21 protein-coding genes and 1 pseudogene are annotated in these 24,420 nt (G+C 60.0%); 12 read left to right on the top strand and 10 right to left on the bottom strand.

What is annotated here, in order from left to right; genetic code table 11:
• Positions 1-226 precede the first annotated feature (226 nt).
• Together PSV43_RS23105 and PSV43_RS23100 are read left to right on the top strand one after the other, a co-directional pair.
• Positions 227-1,267: a hypothetical protein gene (locus PSV43_RS23105; protein WP_300203349.1), complete on the top strand. Its 1,041-nt coding sequence runs from the start codon at positions 227-229 to the stop codon at positions 1,265-1,267.
• A 101-nt stretch (positions 1,268-1,368) separates the two neighbouring features.
• Positions 1,369-3,099 carry a hypothetical protein gene (locus tag PSV43_RS23100; protein ID WP_300203347.1) on the top strand — a complete coding sequence of 577 codons (1,731 nt, stop codon included), beginning with the start codon at positions 1,369-1,371 and terminating at the stop codon, positions 3,097-3,099.
• 189 nt (positions 3,100-3,288) lie between these two features.
• Here PSV43_RS23100 and PSV43_RS23095 read toward each other — a convergent pair whose 3' ends face one another.
• On the bottom strand, positions 3,289-4,554 hold the full coding sequence (locus tag PSV43_RS23095; RefSeq protein WP_300203344.1) for a Gfo/Idh/MocA family oxidoreductase: 1,266 nt from the start codon (positions 4,552-4,554) through the stop codon (positions 3,289-3,291).
• 225 nt (positions 4,555-4,779) lie between these two features.
• Between PSV43_RS23095 and bioB the strand changes: the two genes are divergently transcribed.
• Both bioB and PSV43_RS23085 read left to right on the top strand, forming a co-directional pair.
• Positions 4,780-5,823 carry a biotin synthase BioB gene (bioB, locus tag PSV43_RS23090; protein WP_300203342.1) on the top strand — a complete coding sequence of 348 codons (1,044 nt, stop codon included), beginning with the start codon at positions 4,780-4,782 and terminating at the stop codon, positions 5,821-5,823.
• 36 nt (positions 5,824-5,859) lie between these two features.
• On the top strand, positions 5,860-6,120 hold the full coding sequence (locus tag PSV43_RS23085; RefSeq protein WP_300203340.1) for a hypothetical protein: 261 nt from the start codon (positions 5,860-5,862) through the stop codon (positions 6,118-6,120).
• A gap of 498 nt (positions 6,121-6,618) precedes the next feature.
• Here PSV43_RS23085 and PSV43_RS23080 read toward each other — a convergent pair whose 3' ends face one another.
• The 3 genes from PSV43_RS23080 to PSV43_RS23070 form a co-directional block, all read right to left on the bottom strand.
• Positions 6,619-7,089 (bottom strand): hypothetical protein, encoded by a 471-nt coding sequence (locus tag PSV43_RS23080; RefSeq protein ID WP_300203338.1) that lies wholly within the window; start codon positions 7,087-7,089, stop codon positions 6,619-6,621.
• Positions 7,090-7,105: 16 nt separating this feature from the next.
• Positions 7,106-7,864: a purine-nucleoside phosphorylase gene (locus PSV43_RS23075; RefSeq protein WP_300203336.1), complete on the bottom strand. Its 759-nt coding sequence runs from the start codon at positions 7,862-7,864 to the stop codon at positions 7,106-7,108.
• Positions 7,865-7,954: 90 nt separating this feature from the next.
• Positions 7,955-8,893, bottom strand: a complete 939-nt coding sequence (locus PSV43_RS23070) for a 2-dehydropantoate 2-reductase (protein WP_300203334.1) — start codon at positions 8,891-8,893, stop codon at positions 7,955-7,957.
• A gap of 152 nt (positions 8,894-9,045) precedes the next feature.
• Here PSV43_RS23070 and PSV43_RS23065 point away from each other — a divergent pair, with 152 nt between their 5' ends.
• A complete protein-coding gene (locus PSV43_RS23065) occupies positions 9,046-9,810 on the top strand; it encodes a hypothetical protein (RefSeq protein WP_300203332.1) in 765 nt (254 codons plus the stop codon).
• Between the two features lie 60 nt (positions 9,811-9,870).
• Here the strand turns inward: PSV43_RS23065 and PSV43_RS23060 are convergent, their stop codons facing one another.
• Complete coding sequence (locus PSV43_RS23060; RefSeq protein WP_300203330.1) at positions 9,871-12,336, bottom strand: DEAD/DEAH box helicase; 2,466 nt, start codon at positions 12,334-12,336, stop codon at positions 9,871-9,873.
• 128 nt (positions 12,337-12,464) lie between these two features.
• On the opposite strand from PSV43_RS23060, the gene PSV43_RS23055 reads away from it, so the two are divergent.
• The gene (locus tag PSV43_RS23055) at positions 12,465-13,037 is read left to right on the top strand and encodes a hypothetical protein (protein WP_300203328.1); all 573 of its coding nucleotides are present in this window, start codon (positions 12,465-12,467) and stop codon (positions 13,035-13,037) included.
• On the opposite strand, the gene PSV43_RS23050 is transcribed toward PSV43_RS23055, so the two are convergent.
• A complete protein-coding gene (locus tag PSV43_RS23050; RefSeq protein WP_300203326.1) occupies positions 13,027-13,629 on the bottom strand; it encodes a hypothetical protein in 603 nt (200 codons plus the stop codon). The two genes, PSV43_RS23055 and PSV43_RS23050, sit on opposite strands and share 11 nt — an antisense overlap.
• Before the next feature lie 159 nt (positions 13,630-13,788).
• Between PSV43_RS23050 and PSV43_RS23045 the strand changes: the two genes are divergently transcribed.
• The 3 genes from PSV43_RS23045 to PSV43_RS23035 all read left to right on the top strand — a co-directional run bounded on the left by PSV43_RS23045 (position 13,789) and on the right by PSV43_RS23035 (position 17,723).
• Positions 13,789-14,670, top strand: a complete 882-nt coding sequence (locus PSV43_RS23045; protein ID WP_300203324.1) for a serine acetyltransferase — start codon at positions 13,789-13,791, stop codon at positions 14,668-14,670.
• A 2-nt stretch (positions 14,671-14,672) separates the two neighbouring features.
• Positions 14,673-15,299 (top strand): SprT family zinc-dependent metalloprotease, encoded by a 627-nt coding sequence (locus tag PSV43_RS23040; protein WP_300203322.1) that lies wholly within the window; start codon positions 14,673-14,675, stop codon positions 15,297-15,299.
• A 105-nt stretch (positions 15,300-15,404) separates the two neighbouring features.
• Entirely contained in the window at positions 15,405-17,723 is a 2,319-nt protein-coding gene (locus PSV43_RS23035) for a heparinase II/III family protein (RefSeq protein WP_300203320.1), read from the top strand.
• A 4-nt stretch (positions 17,724-17,727) separates the two neighbouring features.
• On the opposite strand, the gene xerA is transcribed toward PSV43_RS23035, so the two are convergent.
• From xerA to PSV43_RS23015, 4 genes are read right to left on the bottom strand one after another with little or no spacing between them, the layout of a single operon-like run.
• Positions 17,728-18,615 carry a site-specific tyrosine recombinase/integron integrase gene (gene xerA, locus PSV43_RS23030; RefSeq protein WP_300203318.1) on the bottom strand — a complete coding sequence of 296 codons (888 nt, stop codon included), beginning with the start codon at positions 18,613-18,615 and terminating at the stop codon, positions 17,728-17,730.
• A gap of 5 nt (positions 18,616-18,620) precedes the next feature.
• Entirely contained in the window at positions 18,621-19,409 is a 789-nt protein-coding gene (locus tag PSV43_RS23025; RefSeq protein ID WP_300203316.1) for a hypothetical protein, read from the bottom strand.
• 24 nt (positions 19,410-19,433) lie between these two features.
• Positions 19,434-21,098, bottom strand: a complete 1,665-nt coding sequence (locus tag PSV43_RS23020; RefSeq protein ID WP_300203314.1) for an FMN-binding protein — start codon at positions 21,096-21,098, stop codon at positions 19,434-19,436.
• Between the two features lie 52 nt (positions 21,099-21,150).
• Positions 21,151-21,627, bottom strand: a complete 477-nt coding sequence (locus PSV43_RS23015) for a LysR substrate-binding domain-containing protein (RefSeq protein ID WP_345784686.1) — start codon at positions 21,625-21,627, stop codon at positions 21,151-21,153.
• Between PSV43_RS23015 and PSV43_RS26165 the strand changes: the two are divergent.
• From PSV43_RS26165 to PSV43_RS23005, 3 genes and pseudogenes are all read left to right on the top strand, one after another.
• Positions 21,584-21,850, top strand: a pseudogene (locus PSV43_RS26165) (catalase-related domain-containing protein); the annotation flags it as partial. The gene PSV43_RS23015 and the pseudogene PSV43_RS26165 sit on opposite strands and share 44 nt — an antisense overlap.
• Before the next feature lie 155 nt (positions 21,851-22,005).
• Complete coding sequence (locus PSV43_RS23010; RefSeq protein WP_300203310.1) at positions 22,006-23,163, top strand: type III polyketide synthase; 1,158 nt, start codon at positions 22,006-22,008, stop codon at positions 23,161-23,163.
• Positions 23,160-24,377, top strand: coding sequence for an NAD(P)/FAD-dependent oxidoreductase (locus PSV43_RS23005; RefSeq protein WP_300203308.1), 1,218 nt, complete (start codon positions 23,160-23,162; stop codon positions 24,375-24,377). Before PSV43_RS23010 ends, PSV43_RS23005 begins: the two co-directional genes overlap by 4 nt.
• The last annotated feature ends 43 nt before the right edge of the window (positions 24,378-24,420 follow it).

Genomic DNA, 24,420 nt, shown 5'->3' with positions numbered 1-24,420 from the left:
GGAAAACGCGCAAAATATCCCATCGGCTTGCTCTTATAACGGGGCCAAACTCCAGGGTCCGCACACTCCGTGTGCGGTTCCCGATTCAGCCCAGGCCGAAAGGCTTGGGCTTTTTCGTTGGGAGAGGGGGTCATCCTGATCCCTCCTCTTTCGATTTCCTAAGCTCCGGATTTATCTTGTCACCCTTCCGCCCTTATGACACAACGGACGGAAACCGTCTTTCTTCATGTCCGCCTCACGCATCCTTCCCCGCCTCATCATGATTCTCGGCTGCGCTTTTACTGGCGCAATCGCTGGCACCTTCCTCCAAACAGTCCTTGAAGCGCGCCGTATCGTCGACAGGCCGCAGGAATTTCGCTCGCTGGCAAAGCTCGTCGCGGGCGGGCAGATGGTCCTCAATGACAGCCTGAACTGGATGGAGCAGCAGCAGGACTTCTATGGCACCATCATCGAAACCGTCGAGTCCGCAGAAATGAGCCGTCGCGCCCGTGAACGTGTCAGAGCCCTGAATCCAGATATCCAGGAGTCCGACGTGGCCATCCGTGTCGCTCAGACCAAGGGCAGCGCCATTTTCAATATCCTCGCCACCGGTTCCGAACCCAAATACACACGGATCTTTCTCGATGCCCTGCTCGATGAATTCATCGCCTTCCGCCAAAGCATTCGTGAACAGGCGCAGGGAACGTGGCTCCAACGGTTTCTCCAGGAGGTGGTTTCAAAGCAGAAGACCATGGAAGACTCCCTTGAAAAATTTGCGAAAGCGCGAGCCTCAGGGGGAGACACGCTCAGTGTGAGGTCAGACTTGGAGCGGCTCGTGCCGCGCCTCAACAACCAGCGCAACCAACGCGACGACCTCCGCCTCAAGATCAAGTCGATGAAGGACGACGATGCCGCCAGCGCGCCCTTTAAAACCGAGCTTGAAGCCATCGAATCGGAAATCCAAGCCATCGAAAAAAACCTGGATCGCAGGGAATTGGCCGTCGCCGAACTGAAGACGCTCCAGCAAAAAGCCGAAACCGACAAGCGGGCCTATGACAAGCTGTTCGAACAAGTGGAGGGAATACAATCTGTATTCAATTCAGCGTCCGACTACGTTGCCATTCAAGAGCGCGCCTCTCCCGCCAGTGAACACCTCGAAGACTGGAAGCTGCCCGTCGCTGTCGGTGCTGGCGGCGGTGCCCTGCTGGGAGGTCTCGTCGGCCTGGTGATGAGCCTCCTCCTCATACGCTCTCCCAAACCTCCGCAGATTCCAACGGCGGTAGGGTGAATCATGCTAGAAGCTGAAGCCTTTTAGCTCCGGCACCACACCCCTTCCCCGACACCACATCGTCACTTGCATCCCGCCCCTGCGTGCTTCATTCGCGGCGCTTGCAATCTCTCCACCTCATCGACGCCATCGGCCCGTTCTTTCGCGGGCATGACGTGCGTACGATCAACTGGTCCAAGATCCCCTGGCATCATCTGCCAAAGATACGCGATGCCGCCGCAGACGCCTGGTGGGCGCAGGTGCGCGAGGACCTCACCCGCTTTGTAGATCAAGCCGCCGCCTGGGGCTTCAACGCCGTTTCGCTCGATGACGTGACACACCTTGCCGATCACCCCTGGCTCGAGCCGGAACTGCGCGCCCGCATCGCGCTCTACCGCGAGGAATTCGGCCGCTGCTTCGAGATCTTCACCGCACGCGGCCTGCAGGTGCATCTCACGATGGACGTGATGACCTACACACCGGAACTGCGGCGGCGCATGTCCGAATCCAAGCGCGAGGTGAACGACTACCTCGCGGAATTGCTTGATGGTTTCTTCACCAGTTTCCCGCAGGTGGCAGGCATCATTCTCCGCATTGGCGAATCCGACGGCAAAGGCGTGCACGATGAATTCCGCAGCGAGCTCGTCATCCAAAAACCCGCGCAGGCACGCCAGCTCCTGCTCGATCTGCTGCCTGTCTGCGAGAAGCACGCACGCCGCCTCATCTTCCGCACCTGGACCGTGGGCGCGTATCGCATCGGCGATCTCATGTGGCACCGCCGCACCTTTACCAGCGTGTTTGAAGGACTGCAAAGCACCGCACTCGTCATCTCGATGAAGTACGGCGAGTCCGATTTCTTCCGCTACCTGCCGCTCAACTCCAACTTCTTCCGCACGGACCTGGCGAAGATCGTCGAGCTGCAAACTCGCCGCGAGTACGAGGGCTGCGGCGAGTACCCCAGCTTCACCGGCTGGGAGTACGAACGCTACGCGCATGAGCTGAAGCACGCGAAGAACGTCATCGGCTGCATGGTCTGGTGCCAGACCGGCGGCTGGGTCCCCTTCCGCCGCATCGCGCTGATCGATCCCGAAGCGATCTGGATCGACCTCAATACCTTCGTCACCATCCGCATCATCAAGGACGGCATGCCGGTGGAGGACGCCGTACGCGCCTTCGCCCAAGAGCGTGCGCTGGGCGATGCCGAGGCCCTCATTGAACTCCTGCGCTACTCCGATGAAGTGATCCGCGAGCTGCTCTACGTGGAAGAATTCGCGCAGCAAAAGCTCTTCTTCCGCCGCGTCCGCATCCCGCCGCTGCTGCAGGTGTATTGGGGGAACATCTTCATCAATCACAGCATCAAAAAGCTGCTGCGCTACTTTGTTCAAGAACCCCAGGCCGCCCTGCTCAGCGCCGCACGCTGCATGGACAGGCTGGAGCAGATGATCGCCCTGGCACCACGTGCCGGCGTGCCCGTCGCCGATCTCGAATACATGCGCGATACCTTCCGCCTGCTCGCACTGGCGCGTGAGTACTACTTCACCGAGTTCACTCCCGAGATGGAGACCCGCCTGCGCGAAGCTAAGCGCGCCTACAAAACCACCTATGCCAAGCGCGGCCTGCGTGCCCGCTACCGCATCAAGACCGACTTTCAGCCCTTCTGGCTTCACCCTCGCTACCTCGGCTGGGCCATCAAGCTCCTCATGCGCCGCCGCCGTGGCTACCGCCTCATTGACCGCCTGCTCATCCTGCACGTCCTCTCCATGATCTACCGCGTCATCGCCTTGCGGAAGCCGCATTGGATTCCCGGCTTCGCCAAAGAAAGCGCCATGGGCGTGGACGTCGTGTTCCGGTAAGTACGACAGACACTCCTGTCTGTCGGTCAGCGCTTTCGTATCGCTCCGGGCTCACGCGAACCCATCCCGCCCACCGCTGCGGTTGGAGATGACATAGACCAGAAACTACCATGATACGCAGGTCCGTTCATCGCGAATGGGAGAGCGAGTCGAGAGCGCTAGCCGACAGGCAGGAGTGCCCATCGTACTTCAGATCTTCACGTCCCACCCCTTGCGGTACCCTTCCCTCCCCCACAGCTTCATTGCTTCCGCGTTATCCAGCACCTTGCCGGTCTTCGGATCACATTTCACCACGGTATTCGTGCGGTAGGCCATGTTCCCCAGATGGCACAGCATCGTGCTCTTCTGCCCTTCTTCGATGGGGCTGTTCAGCTTCGCATTGCCACGGATGGCCTCAATGAAATTGCCCATGTGGGCGACATCACCACCGCCAGCGCCTTTGCCCTTGCTCACTTCGACACCTTTCAGGTCGTAATTGATCCATGAATCACGTGCGATGGCCATCGTGCCGTTGTCGCCATAGAAGATCACTTCACCGAGTGGCTTCTCTGCTGCGCGTGCGTGGCAGCTGCTCTGCACCCACTCGATGCCGGCGTGGCCGAAATCATAGACCGCCGTGCCGGTGTCCGGTGTTTCCTGTGCATCATCGTAAAAGTAGCGGCCGCCGTTGTAGGTGGTGCGCAGCGGATACTCGCCCTTGATGCCCCAGCGCAGGATGTCCAGTGAATGGATGCCGTTGTTGCCCAGCTCGCCATTGCCCCAATGCCAGAACCAGTGCCAGTCATAGTGCGCGAGCGATTTGAAATCATGCTTCGCATCATCCGGCACCGGGCCCTGCCAGAGATCGTAGTCGATGTCCGGTGACGCAGGTTTCTCATTGGAGGCCACGGACTTGCGCGTGTTGTAGTAGAAGCCACGGCCAAAGCGAACAGGTCCGATGGCACCGCCGTGCAGCGCCTCAATCGCCTCCTTCATCCAGGTGCGGCGCTGATTGCCCATCTGCACCAGGCGGTCATACTTCTTCGATGCCGCCACGATCATCTCCGCCTCATGCGCGTTCTGGCTGCCGGGCTTTTCCACATAGACGTGCTTGCCAGCCTGCATGCACAGCAACGCGGCGGGTGTGTGCCAGAAATTCGGCGTGGCGATGAAGACGGCGTCCAGCGTCTTGTCATCCAGGAACGAGCGAAAATCCTTCACGCCCACGCAGGACACCTGCTGCGTGCCATTCACCACCTTGAGACCTGCTTCGAGGCGTTTCGGATCCGCCTCCGCCAAGTAGGCGATCTCCACGCCCGGGATTTTCAACAGGGCCTGCACATGCTGCATGCCACGCCCCAGCGCCACCACCGCCACTTTGATCTTCCTCCCCGCTGCATCCGCAGCATAGAGTTTCGGCAGCGCAGACACCGCGGCCAGCGCGGACGTTTGGTGGAAAAAAGTACGGCGGTTCATGAGGGTGAGACCAAATCGCCCTCCAAGGGGTCTGTCTTGCACGCCAACCGCATCGTTCTCGGCAGCAGCCACCCTTCGTCACCGATTGGGGTCACAAAAAATCTGCGGGTTCCCTGAATCTGCGGGAAAAATTCTGAAGTGCGTACCCCAGCAGCCCCGGAAAGGAAGCCGCCGAGGAGGAGCAGGATTGCCAAAACACCCTTTTTGCGCCAATGATGGGCGCTCATGACTTTCGCCGAACTTCACCGCATCTATCACCAGCCCTTTTTCGACCTCCTCAAGCAGGCCCGCGCTGTGCATGACGAGCATTGGACCGGCAACGAAGTCCAGCTCTGCACCCTTCTCAGCATCAAGACCGGCGGTTGCAGCGAAGACTGCGGCTACTGCGCCCAGAGCGCCCGCTACAGCACCGGCCTGCAAAAGGAAGACCTCATGCCCAAGGAGCAGGTCATGGAGCGTGCCCTCGCCGCCCGTGCCAACGGCTCCACCCGCTTCTGCATGGGCGCCGCCTGGAAGGGCGTGCGCAAAGGCACCCAGAAATTCGACCAAGTGCTTGACATCGTGCGCGATGTTTCCAAGCTCGGCATGGAAGTCTGCGTCACCCTCGGCCAGCTCGGCGCGGAAGAAGCCACCGATCTCAAGGAAGCAGGCGTCACCGCTTACAACCACAACGTGGACACCTCCCCGGAGCACTACCCGAACATCGTCACCACGCACACCTTTGACGACCGCCTGCGCACCATCCGCCACGCGCAGGATGCGGGCATGTCCGTCTGCTGCGGCGGCATCCTCGGCCTCGGCGAGACCATCGAAGACCGCCTTAAAATGTTGGAGGTCATCTCCAACTTCAATCCCCAGCCCGAGAGCATCCCGATCAACGCCCTCATGCCCATCAAAGGCACCCCGATGGGTGACAACGAAGTCGTCGATGCCTTCGCCTTCGTCCGCATGATCGCCGTCACCCGCATCGCCGTGCCCAAGGCCAAGGTGCGCCTCAGCGCCGGTCGCACGAATTTGAGCCGCGAAGCCCAGGCCCTCGCCTACTTCGCCGGAGCCAACTCCATCTTCTACGGCGACAAACTCCTCACCGCCGCCAATCCCCGCGCCAACGAGGACATGAAACTCCTCCGCGACCTCGGCCTCGCCCCTCAGGCACCGAATCCCGCCATGGAAGCCCCCGGCACCAACGAAGACCGCCCCCTCATGCCTTGCTGCAACGAGGATCACGCCTGCGAGATGGAGCCGGCTCAGACAAACGGCTGCTGCTAGTAAAACCTCAAACGGTTTCGCAAGATGAGTCTCCGCATGAAAGCCATCATTTCGGGTGTGGTGATCGAGGGCATTCTTTTGGCGTTGATGTTCTCGGGAGTTGCAGAAGGTGGCTCGTGCAAACCCGAAGGATTTGGCCTGAGTTTGATCATGCTGCATTATCCAGCGATCATTCTACAGCCATATCTGCCGCCACTTTTTCCGTTCTTAATTGCAGTAGCTCTGTGCGTCGTCGCTTGGAGTGCCGTGGTTTACGTATTGCTTCGGCTGGTACAATTTGGAAAGACACTGCTGTGATGAGTCTCCGAACGAAAGCCTTGATCTCGGGATTGGTGATCGAGGGCATTTTGTTTTCGTTGATGTATCTGGATGGATGGGGCCATGCGGACCCAGTTCATCGCTGGGTTTTATAATGAGGCTTTTTCATTTCCCGGTGGCATGCTGACCGCTCCTTTTCATGGATGGGACCGCCTGTGCCTGAAGCACCCAAGTTATTTATCTGCTCCAGTGTGTTTTGGATGTTCATCAGCTACGCATTTCTTGTCACGCGAGACAGACCTTGAACTCCAACGGGGATGCCCATTGTTCTCAAATAGAGAACTTAAACCGCGAGTGCATGCGTGACTGTGGGATGGGTGTGGCGACAGCCCGCCCGTCCGCGAGCGTGTGACAGGTCCCATGGCCTAAGATCGTCCTCGCCGTCGGCCGGTTTGGCGGAGGGGACCATGGGCATTGAAATGTCCTCGACGCCAAACACAGCCAACCTACGGCCAGCGCGCCACGCCTCATCCAGGACTATTCGATGGATGCTCGCTGCTGAAGCTCAGTGTAAAGCTCCTCTTCGTCAGGCGACCAAAGCAACTCCAGATGCTGGAGTTCCGAAAATCTTTCGAGAAGCTTGCCAAGCCGATTAACGGCTGCTGCGTCAGCTGAGATGGAGAAGCGTGCGCTTCCTTCATCCGGCTCTTCCTCATGATTATTGAAAGTGAATTGAATGGAACAGTGGCCAACACGACCAACCGTGTAAGCTCGAATGATCAGATGCCGATAGGTTCGATCTTCCTTGCGAGGACTGCCGTATACAAACTGTATCTCGTCGCCGATGTGGTTTGGAAAATTCTGAAGAGTCACAGCGAATTCCTTCAAACTGTGGACCCCGGTGTAGAAATCGAAACCACCTGAAAATCGGCCATTTTCCGCACTGAGGTTGAGCTGCACATGATACGGCTCCTCGTAGGGAAAGCGTTGGATGCGAATGGAACTCATAGCGGATAAGAGCTGATCACACCGCCGCCTTCAGCAACCGCGCCAGATACATCCCCGCTGTCTTCCCCACCTCCACCACCTCCGCGTGGTGCAGCGTCTGCGCTCTTAAACCAGCGGCCCAGTTCGTGAGCATCGAAATGCCCGCCACTTCCATCCCCAGCGCCCGCGCTTGAATCGCCTCCGGCACCGTGGACATACCCACCGCATCCGCCCCCAGCGTGCGCAGCATGCGGATCTCCGCAGGCGTTTCATACTGCGGGCCGAGCACTGCGGCATACACACCCGCGTGCAGCTTCAGGCCCATCTCCACACTCGCCGCATGAAACCGCTCACACCATGCCCGCGAATAGACCTCGCTCATGTCATGGAAGTTCGGCCCACCCAGCAGCGGCGTCGTGCCCATGAGATTGAGGTGGTCGGTGATGAGCATCAAACCGCCCACATGAAAGTTCTCATCGATCGCACCCGCCGCATTCGTCAGCACGACACGCTTCACGCCGATCTCGTGCATGAACCGGATGCTCGCCGTCACCTCATGCGCCGTGAGGCCCTCATACAAATGCCTCCGTCCCTGCGCGAGGAGGATGGGCTTGCCGTGATGCTGCGCCAAAACAAACCGCCCCGCATGCCCCGGCACCGTGGAAGCACTCAGCCCCGGCACATCCGCATAGGCGACTTCGCACTCGATCCCAAACGCATCCGCCACAGCGCCAAGCCCCGACCCCAACACAATGGCAGTTTCAGGACGCGCGTTTTGAAAATCAGTGAGTGACATGGCGAGAGCAAAGTGGTCCGCACAGTCCCCTGTGCGGTCAGCCGAACGTCTCCTGACGCTCAAACCCGCACACAAAACAGCGCACACCCACTATCTGCCCGCAATCCGCTCCTTCAACTCCTCATACAACCTCTCCACCTGCCGCATCGCAATCCCTGCCGCCTTCGCACGCCGCACCGGCTCACCCCAAATCGCCTCAAGCTCCACCTCGCTGCCCGCCAGAAAATCAATGAGGCTGCACGGCTTGTACGCAGTCATCGTGCGCGTGCGCTCAATCATGTCATCGATCAGCGTCAGCGGAATCGCATGACCCAGCCGTCCTGCGGTGTCGATGATCTCCCGCATCAGATCACGCACGCGCTGCTCCAACACCGCATCAGCCAAAATCGCCGCTGTGTCCTTGCCACCCGCAACAATCGAAAGCCCATTGAACGGAATATTCCAGACCAGCTTCTTCCACCGCGCCGCGATCAGACTGGACTCCACCTTGCACTCAATGCCACAGCGCCGGAACTCCGCCGCCACCGCCAGCGTGCGCGCCTGCGGTGCACCGCTGTGTTCGCCCAGTGCAATCTGCCCCTGCGCGATGTGATGAATCACTCCGGGCGCAATGCGGTTGATGCATACGAAACAAAGACCACCCAGCACACTCTCTGTACCAAAATGCTGCGCCAGAAAATCATCGCTACCGAGTCCGTTTTGCAGCGTCAAAATCATCGTGTCGTTCTTCAGCAGCGGCGGCAGCAGTTCCAGCAGCGCCTCATTCGCCGTCGCCTTCATCGCAACGATCACCAGATCACACGGCCCGATCTCCACCGTGCTGCGGTGGCCGTTCACCTGCGGTAGATCAAAGTCACCGAGATGACTGAAAATCTTCAATCCATGCTCCTTCACATGCTCATAATCTGACCGCAGCAAAAAATGTACCTCACTCCCATGCTGCGCCAACCGGCCCCCATAGTAGCAGCCGACCGCGCCGGAGCCGATGCGGGGATGATGTTGTTCCATGTCAAAGGATCCATCATTCATGATGAAGAAGCACTTGTCACAACTATGAATTTATAAAGCCATTGCTTAGCAATGGGGCAGAACAAGTAGAGGCAAGTAGATTGGAATGATCTTGTATCGACGGATAAAAATTTTTATTCTCTGCAAAATTGACCAAGAACCTCTCGAATCACATGAAGCAGAGATACCCAATCATCATATTGCTTTGGATCACTTTGACAGCTGTGTTTGGCAAAGCCGCAGACGCACTCGCCCCTCCCATATCTGTCTTGAAGATGATTGCACCCGCAAGCGTCTTTGGCAAAGATTGCGAAGTTGACGAAACCGAAGTCGATGAGGTGGTTCTTGAGCTCATGGACGGCGAAATACCTCCCGAGCTCAAGCAGCCTGTAAGCATGCCAACGATGGTTGTCGTTCCTTACTCCGAGCCAGATATTGAGATCAGTCTGATTTATCACAATTCTGTCGAAGATGCTGAGCAGGGTTTTGCGGCAGCACATCAATTGGACAAAGGCGGTGGCCTGTTGAATGTGAGTGAAATCAAAAATGAATTTGGAGTGCCGCTTTACAAGGCAGATGCGCTTCGAAGAAGCTTCCTGATCGTTGCAAACAAGCACAATATTCGCGTCATCGTCAGAGATGTTTTTGGGTTGCTTGATGGGGCGAAGCGAACCGAAATCATGAAACAGCAACTGGGGTATCTGGATTCAGTGGCAGAGGGATCCAAGAAAGAACAAGCCCTGAATCTGCCCACTGAAATGCGATCCTGGACGAGCAAGGATGGCAAGGTCATGACCGGCAGAGTCATCTCCGCCGACAAGTCTTCCAAGACGGTGGTTTTTGAGCGCAATGATGGAGTCAAGTTTCCGGGTTTCAACCCGCAGAACCTCTCCGCTGCCGACCAAGAGTTTTTGCGTTCATATTTAGGAGCCCCATAGGGCTGTGATTTTAACGACTCAATATTCCACGCGTAGAATTTCAGTCCGACGAGTAAAGCTTCACTTCACCATCAAATAATGCCGCGTCTTCCCATGCCTCTGCTTGTTCGTCAGCGGCGGCAGGTCCAGATGGAAAAAATGCCGCAGCGTCTTGGTGTGATGCTTCAGCGTCTGCTTCGCCGCCTCCTTCAGCTCCTTCCACCTTCGCCACGGATGATCCGGCGCATGCGTGATGTGCCTCAGCAGACTGAGCCATTCGACATACGCACGGGAGATGTCCCCTTCCGCAATGCCTGCCTTCAAATCCTGCGCGCCGGGCTGCTCGGGATGCAGCAGGGCATCAAGCAACTCCGCCGCGCCTTCGCCATAGTCATCTGGCAAACCGTTATCGAGATAGCCGTGATGATTCACGAAACCATAAGTGCCGCGACACACCGCCGCGAGACGTTCGGAACCGCAATCGAGCGGCAGGTCAAACTTGGAGCCGCTGCGCAGGTTCGCTAGGTGATGCACCAGATCGTCCACCGGATAGCTCTCATCTTCGAGCGCCGCGACAATCGCCAGCCCCTCACCGTGCTGGAAGAAGCTGAAAATTTCACCGCGTCGCGTCGGCACGCCACCCGCATCGATCAGCCCAAGCGTGCGCCACGCATGAATCGGCGATCCACCACGCGGCTCGCGGTCGGTCGTTGCGGTCTCGGCCATGTGGACCCCAGTTTCGTTCTTCACCACAATGCTGCGTCCCTGTGGCGCGAAGAGCAGCATGCCATGACCGTCCTCGTAGGCCATCACCTCGATCGGCGCGAGATCGAAGCACGCGAAGACCAGATTTTCCTTCGTGATGGTGCCGATGAATTCGGGAGCCACATCCTTGATGACGTCTTCCCCATTCGCGAGGATGGCGTTCGCAAGTTCACCGGCATGCAGCACGGTGATTTCCTCCAGCGGTATTGTCTCCAAAGTGCGCGGCACTTTGAGCAAGCGTCGAATCGCCTTCGTCGGCTTCACATCATCTCCCACCGGCGTGCCGAGGCTGATTTCGACCCCGTAGGTCACTTCTGCTTCGCGGCGGATTTTCCCCACACGGCCGATCCCATGCGCAAACTTCGCGGCGAAAGCCGGGACCTTCAGCACCCCATGCACACGGCTCAGCGGCACGCGTTGCAGCGCATGATTGTGCCTGCGCTCCCACTCGCCCTGCGAGTTCATGACCTGCTTTTCCGTGGCTTCGAGTCCGAAAAGCGCCTTCGCATTTTCATGCTGCGGATGGACGACGTTCGGATCCAGTTCTTCCAAGCCGAGCAGCGGCGGTACTTTGGCAAACAACCTCCCGGCAAAGCGCGTCGCGGCCTCAAAGGGATTCTCCTGCCGCAGTGCGGCGTGCTTCATCACGCGCAGGAAAATCGGCCATGTGAGCAGGGTGCTGCGATGCAGCCGCGCAGGCCGCGCATCAAAGATGGAAGGACTGTCACGGCTGGTGATCACGTGGCCTTTGTCATCGAGTCCACGACGTCCGGCGCGGCCATACATTTGCAGCAGTTCATCCGGCGCGAGTTTGTGCTCGCTCTTCCCGTCATGAAACGTCGTGCCCGCCACATGCACGCTGCGCACGGAGAAATTGATGCCCGCCGCGAGTCCCATCGTTGCTGCGATGACTCGGAGCTGCCCCGCTTTCGCCAGCGGCTCGATCACGCCCGCCCGCGCGCCATACGAAAGCCCGCTGTGATGAAATGCCACGCGCTTCTCCAGCAGCGTGGCCAGATCCTTGCCACACACGGAACGTTGTTCCGCCGTGAGTTCCAGCGGATCACCCATCGGCAGATCCGCCGCAAGCCTTCGCGCAATCGACTCCGCCTCCTTGCGGCGCGGTGCAAAGATCAGCAGCGGCGCGAGATCAGCGATCATCACTGCCGCAGCAAAACGCGGCCAGTAGTTTTCGAACTGTCGCTGTCGTTGCGGCAGCGTCTCCATCGGCACTTCTTCCAGTGGCACGGGCCGCTCACGCGTCATCACCACTTCCGCCTTGCGACCCAGACTTACCAGCCACGCCGCCACATCCTCAGGATTCGCCACCGATCCACTCAGCAGCAGCAAGCGCGTCCCCTGCGGTGCCAGCGCGATGGCCGCTTCATAGTGCGCGCCACGCGAATAATCCGAGATCATCTGATACTCGTCGATCACCAGCAGCGCTGGCCCCTCTCCACGCACCAGCCGCTCGATCTGCGTCTCCAGCGTCGCCACCACCACCGGCGCATCCACATTCTCCGCGATGTCTCCCGTAGCGATGCCCACATTCCACTTCGCCTCCTTCCACTCCGCGTACTTGTCATTCGCCAGCGCCCGCGTCGGCACCGTGTAGATCGCCTGCCCTTGTAAATGACGCCCCTGATGCAGCAGCTCAAAAATGTACGTCTTCCCCGCTCCCGTCGGCGCACTCACCACGACATCGCAACCCGAACGCAGCAGATTCACCCCCTGGTGCTGCCAGGGGTCAGGAAGTTTGAGTTGGTTGAGGGACGGGAGCACAGGGTTTGTCTAGACGTGGCGATGTTGGTGTCTAGAATCAATTCATGATCTGCATCGGATTCAGAAAGTTCCTGCCCATCGTCCGCAGTCAGCCAGGAATCTTCCCTCATGCATTACGCATGTCCTTCATGTCCGGCCTCCTCATGCTGCTGGCCGGATGCAATGCAGGCACCATGACCGTCGGCCACTACGACGGTACCACAGGGAAGACCAGCACGTCCGTTTATTCGAAGTATTACGACAACGGTGACTGGCTGCTGAAGGACAAGCTTGGAATCGTCATCATCGTGGATCATGAGAAAAAGAACATCCCCATCGCCCACGGCGTGGCGCAGTCTCTGGGAGCACTCGGGCCCGCCGATTCCATGGCCTCAGGCAAGGTGTTCGTCGCTCTTTGGAACTTCGACTCCGCGCCTCATCCCGTGAAGTTCAAACGCCTGCTCGCCAGCGGCGGCCAGCTCGACTTTGAAAATCAGGTGCTCACCGCCACTCCGCACGAACAGACGGAAACAGAGGTCGGCGTCATTCCGATCTCCAACTACGGTGAATCGGTGCGCGTCACTCTCGAATTGGAGGTGGCAGAAAAGCCACGCCGCATCGTGCTCGACCTGTCGCGCCGCACGCGGCAGCAGTTGGATCAGTTTTTTTCACCTGGCTCTGTTCGCCCCTACCCCTGGGGCGCACGCAGCGTCAAAGGGTGACTTGCTTCACCGCATCGATCAGCATCCGCAGATTCTCCCGCGCCCGCGATTCAAACCGCTCGCCTGCCCATGCGGTGAGGTAGATGCGTCCACGTTCAAGAAACCCGGTCAGAATCTCCGCCCGCTTCTCCGCATAGACTGTCTCCGGCACCCAGCCATATTCCTGGCGAATCTGCCGTTCATACTCCATCACGCGTTCCATCGGCTGTGCAAAAATCGCGAGATCAATGTCGATGATCCACGCATCATCCACACCCTCTCCCGGCTCGTGCGACTTCGTCAGCATGATCAGTCTCGCCACCTCGCGCGCCATGGCACTTTCTCCCAGCGCCTCCACCGCCATCTGCGCACTGAGAGCTTCGTTTTCACCGCCTTGCGGATCATACACCGCATCATGAAACCACAGCGCCATCTCAATGAGGTCTGGCTCCGCGATCAAGCCGGTCTGCCTGGCATCGTCGAGAGTGCGCAGGCATTCTTCGAGATGCTGAAGTGTGTGGTACGCACGTTGAGGCTCTGAGTAGGCGACAACGAGTCTCTCATGCCACGCGCCACCCTCTGCAGAAAGGCCACAACGCAGGCATAGAGGCAACCAGCTTTCCAATGAGGTCCTGTGGCTGAGCATACAGGCCTACGGATGGAATGCGCATGCCGATGCGTCAAAGTGAACCTGTATTCCAAGAGTTATTCACAGTAATCAGCTCACCCCCGCGCTTGAATCCAGATCGCAGCACGGTATCGCTGAGTGCACATGGATTGCCGCCAAAATGAAATCGTCTCCAGCCTGATGACCTCGTACCAAGAGGTGGGCGGGATCAACCACGTCGATTGCGGCAATCTGCCGTCCAAGCGCGCCATCGCCACGCTCTGCGAAGATCTGCTGCACCTGCTGTTTCCTGGCTTTTTCTCTGATGAAGCGGTCTCTTCCCAGGAACTGGAGCTGATGACGAACGAGCTCGTCGCCAGCATCCGTGAGCGCCTGAACGTGGAGGTGCGCCGCAGCCTGCGTCTCAATGGCAATCCGGAAAATCGTGATGTCGAAGCCGCCGACATTGTGTGCAGTTTCTTGATGGGCCTCGCCGAAGTGCGTGCGCTGCTGAAGATGGATGTCGAAGCCGCCTATGCTGGCGATCCCGCAGCACGTGGCTTTGAAGAAATCATCCTCGCCTATCCCGGACTCGAAGCCATCGCGATCCAGCGCACGGCCCATGTGCTCTACCTGAAAAACGTGCCGGTGATCCCACGCATGATGACGGAGTGGTCGCACAGCCGCACGGGTATCGACATGCATCCTGGCGCGGAGATCGGCACGCATTTCTTCATTGACCACGGCACCGGCGTGGTCATCGGGGAGACCTCCACTCTGGGAAATCACGTGAAGCTGTACCAAGGCGTCGGTCTTGTGGCACGCTCCCTTGCCGCCGGGCAGGCACTGCGCGGCAAGAAGCGCCACCCCACGCTGGAAGACCACGTCACCGTGTATGCCAATGCGACGATTGTCGGCGGCGACACGGTCATTGGTGCGCGCAGCACCATCGGTGCGAACGTATTCATCCTCGAATCCGTGGCCCCAGACATGCTCTACGCTCTGGGTCAGCAGGAACACAAGGTGCAGGAAAAAAAGAAGAAGTGAGCATGTTCGATCTCTCCCAGCTGAATTTTGATTTCTCAGCGCTGCCGCACTGGGTGCCGTTCCGCACGGTGCGGGATCTCACGCCCGTTCCTGCACCGGCAGCGTCCGCGGAGGAAGCCATCCCTGATGGCCGTGATGAGGTACTGGAGGAGCAGACGCGGGCCATGCTGCTGGCGCTGGATCTTCCGGGCGGAGCCAAGCTCGTCACCGTGGCGTGGAATGCGCGCCTGCGCAGCACGGCGGGCTATGCACGCTATCCAGGCTGGGCCATTGAGCTGAACCCCCTTCTGCGCGAATTTGAAGGTCAGGTGGAGCGCACCTTGAAGCATGAGCTCGCGCATTTGATCGCCTATCACCGCAGTGGCCGCCGCCGCATCGAGCCGCATGGCCGCGAATGGCGTCAGGCCTGTGCGGATCTCGGCATCGCCGGTGAGAAAGCCCAGCACCGCCTGCCGCTGCCGCGCAAGGAGGTCGAGCGCAAGCTGACCTACGCCTGCCCCGTCTGCCACACCCCGGTGCAGCGTGTGCGCAAGTTCAGCCGCCCCACCGCCTGCCTGAAGTGCTGCAACCTTCACGCCGGCGGCCAGTATGACGGCCGCTTTCGTCTCGCGCTGGTGACCGGAAAATAATTGGCTGCGCGCGCGTCTTTCCCCCAAACTCGGGCAGACGAGCTGCGTTTATGCTTGACCTAGGTGCTCCTACCCGCTGCTTTAGCGTCACTCAACCCTCTCGTCATGAAAACCGTCTCGCGTTTCCTTACTCTTGCTTCCGTCTGCCTGATCGCTGCCACCAGCGCCACTGCACAGCTCGCTGAAGAATTTCACACCTGGACGAACACCTCCGGCAAAACGGTGGAGGCGACCCTGATTTCGGTCGATGCCGTCGCGAAGATGCTGAAGATCAAGACGAAGGACGGGCGCGAGTTTGATGTGGCCATCGCCAGTCTGAGTGCGGCCGATTTTGAATACGCGAAAGGGCGCTATGCCGCGATGCAGGCCGCCCCTGCGGCCGCACCCGCCGTGGCGATGCCTGCGACGCCAGCCGGTACACCCCCCGCCGCTGCACCCAAGGCAGGCGCCAAAACCGCCGCTGCCGTGAAAAAGCCCGCGCCTCCGAGGCCTGCGATCACGGTGGTTCCTGTGTCGAAATTCAAGGCCCCCTCGACCAATGATTACCTCAGTGGCATCGCCAAAGTGCGCCCGCGCCTGATTCACAACGCGGCTGGCTGGGCGGCGCTGAAAGGGCAGATCGCAGCGGATCCGGTGCTGGCAAAAATGATGGAGGCCATGAAGGCTTCCGGAGAGGATCTGCTGCTGGATCCGGAGCTGACACGCATCAATGGCGAGACCGGTGGTGAAGGCCCGAAGGCCGTTTATCGCATGGGTCTGCTGGGCGCGCTGCACTTCTGCGACGGCGATTTGAAATGGCAGGACAAAGGCACCAAGGAACTCATCGCCCTGACAGACAAAATCACCTTCCGCGACTGGCATCCTGATCTCATCGACAATTTGACCGATCTCGTGGTGGCCACTTCGCTGGGGTATGACTGGTTCCGCGCAGGATTAAACGCTGAGCAGGCGGCGGTCATCCGTACCTTCATGACAGAGAAAGGCATCGGCGCCCTGATCGCTCATCTGGAGGGTGAAGAAATCCCCGAGAGCGCCAAAGGCACCTCCGGCGGCCAGACGGGAACAAAGTCAAAAGCACCAGCGAAAGCTCCGGCAAAGGCCCAAGCGAAACCGGATGTGAGCAAACTGCTGCCAGACAGCAAGCAGATGGCCGCCGCCTCCGCGCTGCTGATCTCCGCCATCTGCCTTGCAGATGAGGACCCGGCCATTGCCAAAAAAGCGGCGGATGCGGCAGCCAAGGTCTTTGGCAAAGGCATCGTCCGTTTTGCTCCGGCAGGTGTCTGGCCCGAAGGCCTGCAGGCCGGTGAAACGGTGATGGATTACGTCGCGATGCTCTCAGAGTCCCTCAAAGCGGCCTCCGGACGTGATCTCAACATCAGCCTGCTGGAAGGTATCCCGCAGTTCAACACCGCCCGCATGCACATGATGGGGCCCAGCGGTCAGACTTTCAATTTCGGAGATTCCACAGGCGCTGCATCCACCCGTCCCTGGGTCGCCACCTGGCTGTGTGGCATCGCGGGAAATCCCGGCATCCGTGCCGTCGCCGCCACTGGCAAGCAGCCGGTGACTGCCTCCTATTTTGGCCAGGTCGGCAACTTCATCTATTACAACCCGCATGCCGCCGGAGACGGCACGGCGGATTCGATGGACTACGCGCAGCCCGGCGGCTTCGTGGCCACCTCGCGCTCCGGCTGGGAGAAGACGGATTATTTCATCGCCGTCAAAGGTGGCGAAAATGAAAACACGACGGCGCAGCTCGACATCGGCAGTTTTGTGATGGAGGCAGGCGGGCAGCGCTGGGGCATCGAGCTCGGTGCTGAGACAGACAAAGCACCCGGCTTTGAAGTCAAACCGGGCGCGGACCGCACCAGGCGCTTTGAACTCTACCTTGAAAACACACTGGGTCAGAACACGCTGGTCATTGACGGCAGCCAGCAGGAGCTCGACGCCAAAGCTGCGGTGCTGCTCGGTGCCTCGACACCGGAACTCGGCCTTGCTGTGGTCGATATGACCAGGGCCTACTCCAAACCGGCGAAGGATGTTCATCGTGGCGTCATGGTGGTGCGCGGGGTGAAGCCCTACATTGTGGTGCAGGATGACCTCCTCATGAAAAACACCGGCAACATCACTTGGAGCATGCACACGATGGCGGAGATCAGCGCCACCGGCACCACCGCCAAGCTCACTCTCGGGGGCAAGACTCTCGTCGCCACCATTGTGTCACCCGCCTCGGCCACCTTCAGTGCAGGCATACCGCCTGAACCCGCTACCGAGCAGTCCCGCGATCTGGTGAAAGCCAACATCCACGTCCTCAAGGCCTCGGTCGATGGGGCCAAAGGTCCGCAAAGCCTGTGCATCACCTTTGCCATGGATGAAGCCCCTGTGCACACGGCCACGCCGGTTGCGACCTGGGTGAAGAAGTGATCGATTATGCGCGCGGGTGCGCGGCTTCATAGACTTCCTTCATGCGCTGCGTGGAGACGTGTGTGTAGATCTGCGTGGTCGAAAGGCTCGCATGACCCAGCAACTCCTGCACGCTGCGCAGATCCGCGCCATTGTTCAGCAGATGCGTGGCAAAGCTGTGGCGCAGCTTGTGCGGGGTGAGGTGGACGGGCAGGCCGGAGGCACGCCAGTATTTCATGATCACATCGTCCACGGCCTGGCCGGTGATGCGGGTGCGCAGCTTGCTGAGAAACAGCGCACCGTCATGCACGCCAGCCTTCGCACGGTAGCGCTGCACGGCTTCGAGTGCTTTGGAGCCGACGGGGCAGAGCCGCTCCTTCTTGCCTTTGCCGAAGACTCGCACAGTTTCGGTGTAGGTGTCGATGTCCGCCACGTTCAGGCCCACGAGTTCGCTCAGACGCATGCCGGTGCTGTAAAACAGCTCCAGGATCGCCGTGTCACGCTCGGGTGCCCACACGGCGTCACGCTTGGATTTTTCCAAGCTCAGAGGCAGCGCCAGCATGGCCTCCACCTGCGTCACGGTGAGCACCACGGGCAGCTTTTTTTCGCGCTTAGGCAGTTGCACTTCCAGCAGCGGATTGGCCTTCCAGCCGCGCCGACGTGTGAGCCATTTGAAAAAACTGCGCAGCGCTGCGAACTGCAGCCGGATCGTCGCCCGACCGCGCTCGCGCTTCATCAGATCAAACAAGAATGCGCGGAAGTCATCGGCGGTGAGTTCGCTCCAGCCTTTGAACGGCGTGCGCCATTCGCGGAACTGCCGCAGGGCCAGCTCGTAGTTCGCCAGCGTGCGTTCCGAGGAGCGGCGCTCCACCTCCATGAACTCCAGAAACTCGGCGGCGAGCTTGTCATCCATGGCGTTTATCCTCCGGTCTGTTTCGCACGGCAGACGCTGCAGATTTCATCGCCGGAGTCCAGCACACGGAAGTCCAGTTGTGCATCATCCAGCTCCGTTTTTTTGCAGACCGAGCATTGGTGGAAAAACGTGCCCTCGGGGGGCTTGGCAGATTCAAATTTCCCACGGCGTGAGGCGACCTGGGCCATGCGCGCCCGTTCGCTGATGAAGCCGGGGCCAAAGGCGACGAAAAAGTTCAGATGCGCCAGCAGCACCGGGAGCAGCAGGGCAGGATTGCCGATGACGATGAAGGCCGTCATGCCCGCGCTCAGTGCCGCCACCCATTTCATTTTGACCGGCAGGATGAAGTAGATGTAAATTTCCTCATTCGGAAACAGGGTCGCGAAGGCGAACAGCAGTGTTTGGAAGAGAAACATTCCCGAGGCAGGCCAGTGAAAAACCAGCGCTCCCACGGTGACGGCAAACATCCAGCCGAGGACGTAGAGATTGACGCGAAACGCACCCCAGGCCGACTCCAACCCTCGCCCAATCCACATCATAAACATCGCGCCGATCAGCGCCCAGATGAGCGAAAAATTGCCGGGGATGAATACATGGGTGAACAGCCGCCAGACCTCGCCGTGCATCAGCCGGTTTGGGTTCAGCTCAAGAAACTGCAAATACGCTGCCGCACCCTCCGGCGACATCACCATGACCATGAAGAGCACCAGCAGTTGAAATCCGGCAATGATCTGTACGAGACCGGGAATGGCGAAACGACCGAATTTGGACTCTAATTTGGAAATGATGGGCATGTCAGTTGTGTTGGTAGTCCGGTTTCAGCCCGGAGCCAAGAAAAGAACGAATGTCACGCCCAGCGCGGCGAGCCAATCGCGCGCGCCGAAGCGATCGCCGTCGCCGGTGAAGCGCAGTAGTTTGAAGAGGGCGCCCGTCGGGCAGCCGTAGCGGCAGTACGCAAGCGGGGTGAACAGGGACCACAGCAGGCCCACAATGGCGATGAGGATGCTCGCCCAGCCAGCCACGCGAAACAGATAGGCATCAAAGGGCTCCAGCGCGTTCAGATTCACCGGCAGTGCCCAGGCCACGCTAAAGAGAATGAACGCGAGCAGCACGAAGGGCAGTTTGGACAGCCGCTTGTCGAGCGCTCTCGAGGGCGACCACTGCCAGGGCAAACGCCGCACCAGAAGCTGCTGCAAGGCACCGTGCGGGCAGATGTGGTGGCAGTAGAGCTGCTTGCTGGTGAATACGGGCCCCAGCAGCGCCACGGCGGCGAGCAGCACCAACCCGTGGGCATTCTTCCAAGGGGTGCCGTGAGTTGCCCAGCCTGCCAGCAGTCCCTGGGACAGCATTTCACCCGCAATGAAGCCGCCATAGACCACCAGCAGTACATGATGCAGGTGGCGGCACCACGCCCGACCGCGCAGTGGCGTGAAGGCCATCACAAAAGCCGCCAGCAGGATCGCCACATGTCCGCTGTCCTGCCAGCGCCATCGAATCTGCTGCCACCAGCCGCTCCGGGCCACCTCCTCATGAAGCAGTGACTCAGCGCGCACCCGTATCCCTTCCGCGATGCCATAGCTCGTCTGAGTCGCCCCTGAAACACCTTCGACGCCGGCGGCATTGAAGTCGATGTGCGCGATCTTTTCCGTCGTCATGCCATCAAACGTTTTCAAAAACGCCTCATCGCCGGTGACGTAGCCTACATACTGCTCCGTGTCATAGCTCCGCCGCAGGGCGATGCCGCGCAGCGTCGTACCGCTGGGATCCATCAGCATGAAGGTGTCGCTCGGTCCTTTGTAACCGACTGTGCCATCGGAGGCGGGAGCGGTGCGCACTGCCAGCGCGATCACCGCACCTTTCGCATCCAGCACTTCTTGGGAACCGGGGTGCGCTTTGGCTTCGCGCAGGGTCGCCGCGTGCGGTTCGAGCTTCTTGACCTCATCCAGTGTGATCGCGTCAGGAAACCGCAGCGAAGTCGTCGCGCTCCTGCCCAAGCGGCGCAGCACCCCTTCGGCAATCGCGCTGCTCGTCAGCGTCGCCCCAGAAACGGCATGCGGTTGCAGGTTCGCGAGCTCGGCGGCTTTCTTGTCGGCGAACTGCTTGAAGAACGCTCGTTCCCGCACCACCTCCGCCAGGTGATCCGTCGTGTCGCCGCTGCTCAGGATGCGCAGCCCCAGGACCTTGCCGCGTGAGTCGAGCGCGATGAGCGTGTTCGTCGGCCCGGAGTAGCCGATGATGTCATCCGCCTCCGGTGAAGTCTGCATGACATGGCCAAGGGTGATGCCCGAGGCATCCTTCACCGCCTGCATGCCGTTTTGAGATATCAGGGTCGCAGCGGCAGGGAAAAAGTCATGCACCCGGTCTACGGTCAGCTCCACCGCCGCAGGCGAGTGCGAGCGCCGGATGGCCATGACCACCAGCGCCAGCAACGCCACGCGCCAGAGGCGCAATGCGAGGGATTTCCAGCGGTGGGTGGAGGGCATGGCAAATCGTTAGCAGGCAGGCGCTGAAAGAGAAGTCTGCGTTGCCAATTTATCAGGCACCGGGCTTGAAATCAAAATAGGAGAGCAAGGCATTGGCGACCGGGCTGAGATTGGCGGCGCGGCGTTTAATGACACTGATGACCCGCTGCGGTTCGGGGGCGAGGAAGGGCCGGATGGCGACGGTGGCGGATGCGCCTCCCAGCATGGCGACGGCCATGGCGGGAACGATGCCTAGACCGAGACCGGCACCGACCATGGCCAGCAGGGTTTCCAGTTGCTCGCATTCCAGGCGGTCTTCTCCGCGACGGATGCGGCACACGCTCAAGGTGAGATCGCCGAGGCAGTGGCCGTCGCTCAGCACGATGATTTCCTCCTTGGGCACTTGATCGAGCGCAATGGGGGTGGTCTTGCGGGCGAGTTCATGGGTGGCGGGGATGGACCTGGCGAAAGGTCCGAATTTTGGCGGGCAGGAGGTATGGGGCGAGGGTAATGATGAATACACGCAGCCGGGCAATCTTTTCCGCCTCATGAGCGCGGATCAGCAGCTTTTCAGCAACATCGCCGCTGCGATGTAAGGGGTGCCGGAGGAAATCGTGCGCCGTCAGCTGGGCCACTTCCACAAGGCTGACCCCGCTTACGCCGCGGCGTGTGGCAAAAGCCGTCGGCGTCAACTGGCAGCCTGCCGCTTAACCTCAAAACCAACTCTAAGGGCGATTCTTCCGCTGTCAGGGGCCAGCCGTTTCAGCCACTGAAGGCAGCAGGGCGACAAGGCCGCTTTAGGTCTCGACTTCGATGTCTCGTTGAAAAAGAGCGACATCAAGGTCCCCTCTGTGCTGTTCATCACTCGAGTAGGCGATACGATCCAGGTGCACGCTGCCGTCTCCTTGAAACGTAACCCTTCCTGATCATGCCCGCTTTCATCCACCACATCGCCACTGAGACGCCAGAACACATCTACAGCAACGAGTTTGCGCGGGAGCGCATGAAGGGCTGGGTGTCTGAGCCGCGGGCCAAACGGCTGATCGAGATGATTTATGAACGCACGGGCATTGAGACGCGCTACAGCGCCAGCGCTGACTTCATGAAGGATGATGGCGAGCTGTTTCACACCCTGCCGGATGGATCGATCAACTCGCCGACGACCGGCCAGCGCAATGCGCTGTATGCCAAGGCCTCCCGAGAACTCGCGGTGAAGCTGGCGCACAAGACGCTGGCGGAGTGCCCGCAGTTTGCGAAGAGCGACATCACGCATGTGGTGTTTGCCTCGTGCACGGGGTTTGCGAATCCGGGGCCGGATTACCACATCATTCGTGAGGTGGGGCTGAATGAGAGTGTGGAGCGCTATACGGTGGGGTTCATGGGCTGCTATGCGGCGTTTCCGGCGCTGCGGATGGCGGCGCAGTTTTGTGAGGCGAATCCGCAGGCGGTGGTGCTGGTGATGTGCCTGGAGCTGTGCTCGCTGCATTTGCAGGTGAGTGACAAGCCGGAGAGCATCGTGGCGAATGCGCTGTTTGCGGATGGGGCGGCGGCGGCCATCGTCAGTGCCCGCGAGCCGGCGCGTGACCGGCCTTTTTACCGGGTGCAGGGCTTTCATTCAGCCCTCGTTCCTTCGAGCGAAGCGCACATGGCCTGGGATATTGGCGACCACGGCTTCAACATGGTGCTGTCGGCCTATGTGCCAGAACTCATCGGCAGCAACATTCGTGCGATGCTCGGCGGCATCCTCGACCGACGCGGACTGAGGCTGGAGGACATCGACGAATGGGCGGTGCACCCCGGAGGGCGTGCGATTCTTGACCAGATCGAGGAGCAGCTCGCCCTGCCCGCCGCTGCGCTGGAGATGTCCCGGGGCGTGCTGCGTGACTATGGGAACATGAGCAGCCCGACGGTTTTGTTTGTCCTCAAAGGCTTCCTTGAGGAGGCGGAAACGGAGCGCGCCATGACCTGCGCCATTGCCTTTGGTCCCGGACTCACGGTGGAAACGGCGGTGCTGGAACGCTGTGGCGCGGCGATCCCGGCAGCGAAGAAAGCCCAACCCGCTGCGCTGGTACACGCAGTGGTATGAGCACGGGCGCTGACAGCCCGGCGGCAGCCACCGACTTTGACGTGATCATCGTGGGTGGCGGTCCCGTGGGTCTGCTGCTGGCCTGCCTGCTTAAGCAGCAGGGCATGCGCCTCCGCGTGCTGGAGCGCCGTGCGGAACCCCTCGCTTACTCGGCGGCCATCGGTATCACTCCGCCGTCATTGCAGATCCTGGACAAGCTGGGCATCGCCGCCGAGTTCATCGCCAGGGGTGTGAAGGTGCGCGACTGCCTGGTGCATGGCCAGAGTGGCCCGCTCGGCTGCGTCTCGTTTCGCGAGATTCCGGACGTGCACCGCTTCATTCTTTCGCTGCCGCAGGTCATCACCGTTGCGATCTTGCAGAAGCATCTCGGGCAGGAGTTTCTCGAAGCAGGCTGTGAAGTCAGTGGCGTGCGGCAGTTTGCGGATCATTGCCGCGTGCAGGCCGGCGAACGGACTCTCACAGCACGTTTTGTGGTCGGGTGTGATGGCAGCCGCAGCCGCGTGCGCGAGGGCATTGGCATGCGGGCACCGGGGCATGTTTATGGCTGCCACTTTGTCATGGGCGACTTCATCGACCGCAGCAACTTTGGCGAAGAAGCGCATTTGTTTTTCACGGCCACCGGCGCGGTGGAGTCTTTCCCGCTGCCCGGCGGCCAGCGGCGCTGGGTGGTGCAGGTGGAAGCGCCGCTGGAGCCGCCACGACCCGGGCTGATCAGTGAACTGATCAAACAGCGCACCGGCCTCGATATTGCAGCCACCGACCAGCTCAGTGAAAGCCCTTTTACCCCGCGCCGTCACCAGTGTGACCGCTACTACGAAGGGCGCATCATCCTTTGCGGGGATGCCGCGCACGGCATGAGCCCGATCGGTGGTCAGGGCATGAACACCGGCTTTGCCGATGCGGAATTCCTCGCCGCCATCCTGAGCCAGGGTGACCCTTTGGCACTGCTGCCGGCGTATGACCGCTTTCGGCGCAAAGCGGCCCAAGCAGCCATCGCCCACGCTGAATGGGGCATGTGGTTCGGAACGTGGCGCGGCAGGGCGAAGTCCATGCTGCGCGATGTGCTTTTGAAGTACCTGCTTTGCCGGGGCCGCATCTCTAGGTACGTGAGCTCGTTTTATGCGATGCTCACCATTCCTTTCAACACTCTCGAACGGGTGCCTTTGGCCAGTCTGCCTTTGCGGCGGCTCAGGGCGGAGGGAGGCCTGCTGTAATCGAGTAACATACAGCCTGAATACCCTAATAGGCCCACCCAAT

It is taken from the genome of Prosthecobacter sp. (genome assembly GCF_029946185.1).
GTDB lineage: Bacteria > Verrucomicrobiota > Verrucomicrobiia > Verrucomicrobiales > Verrucomicrobiaceae > Prosthecobacter.
This window is presented reverse-complemented; position numbering and strand designations above follow the sequence as displayed.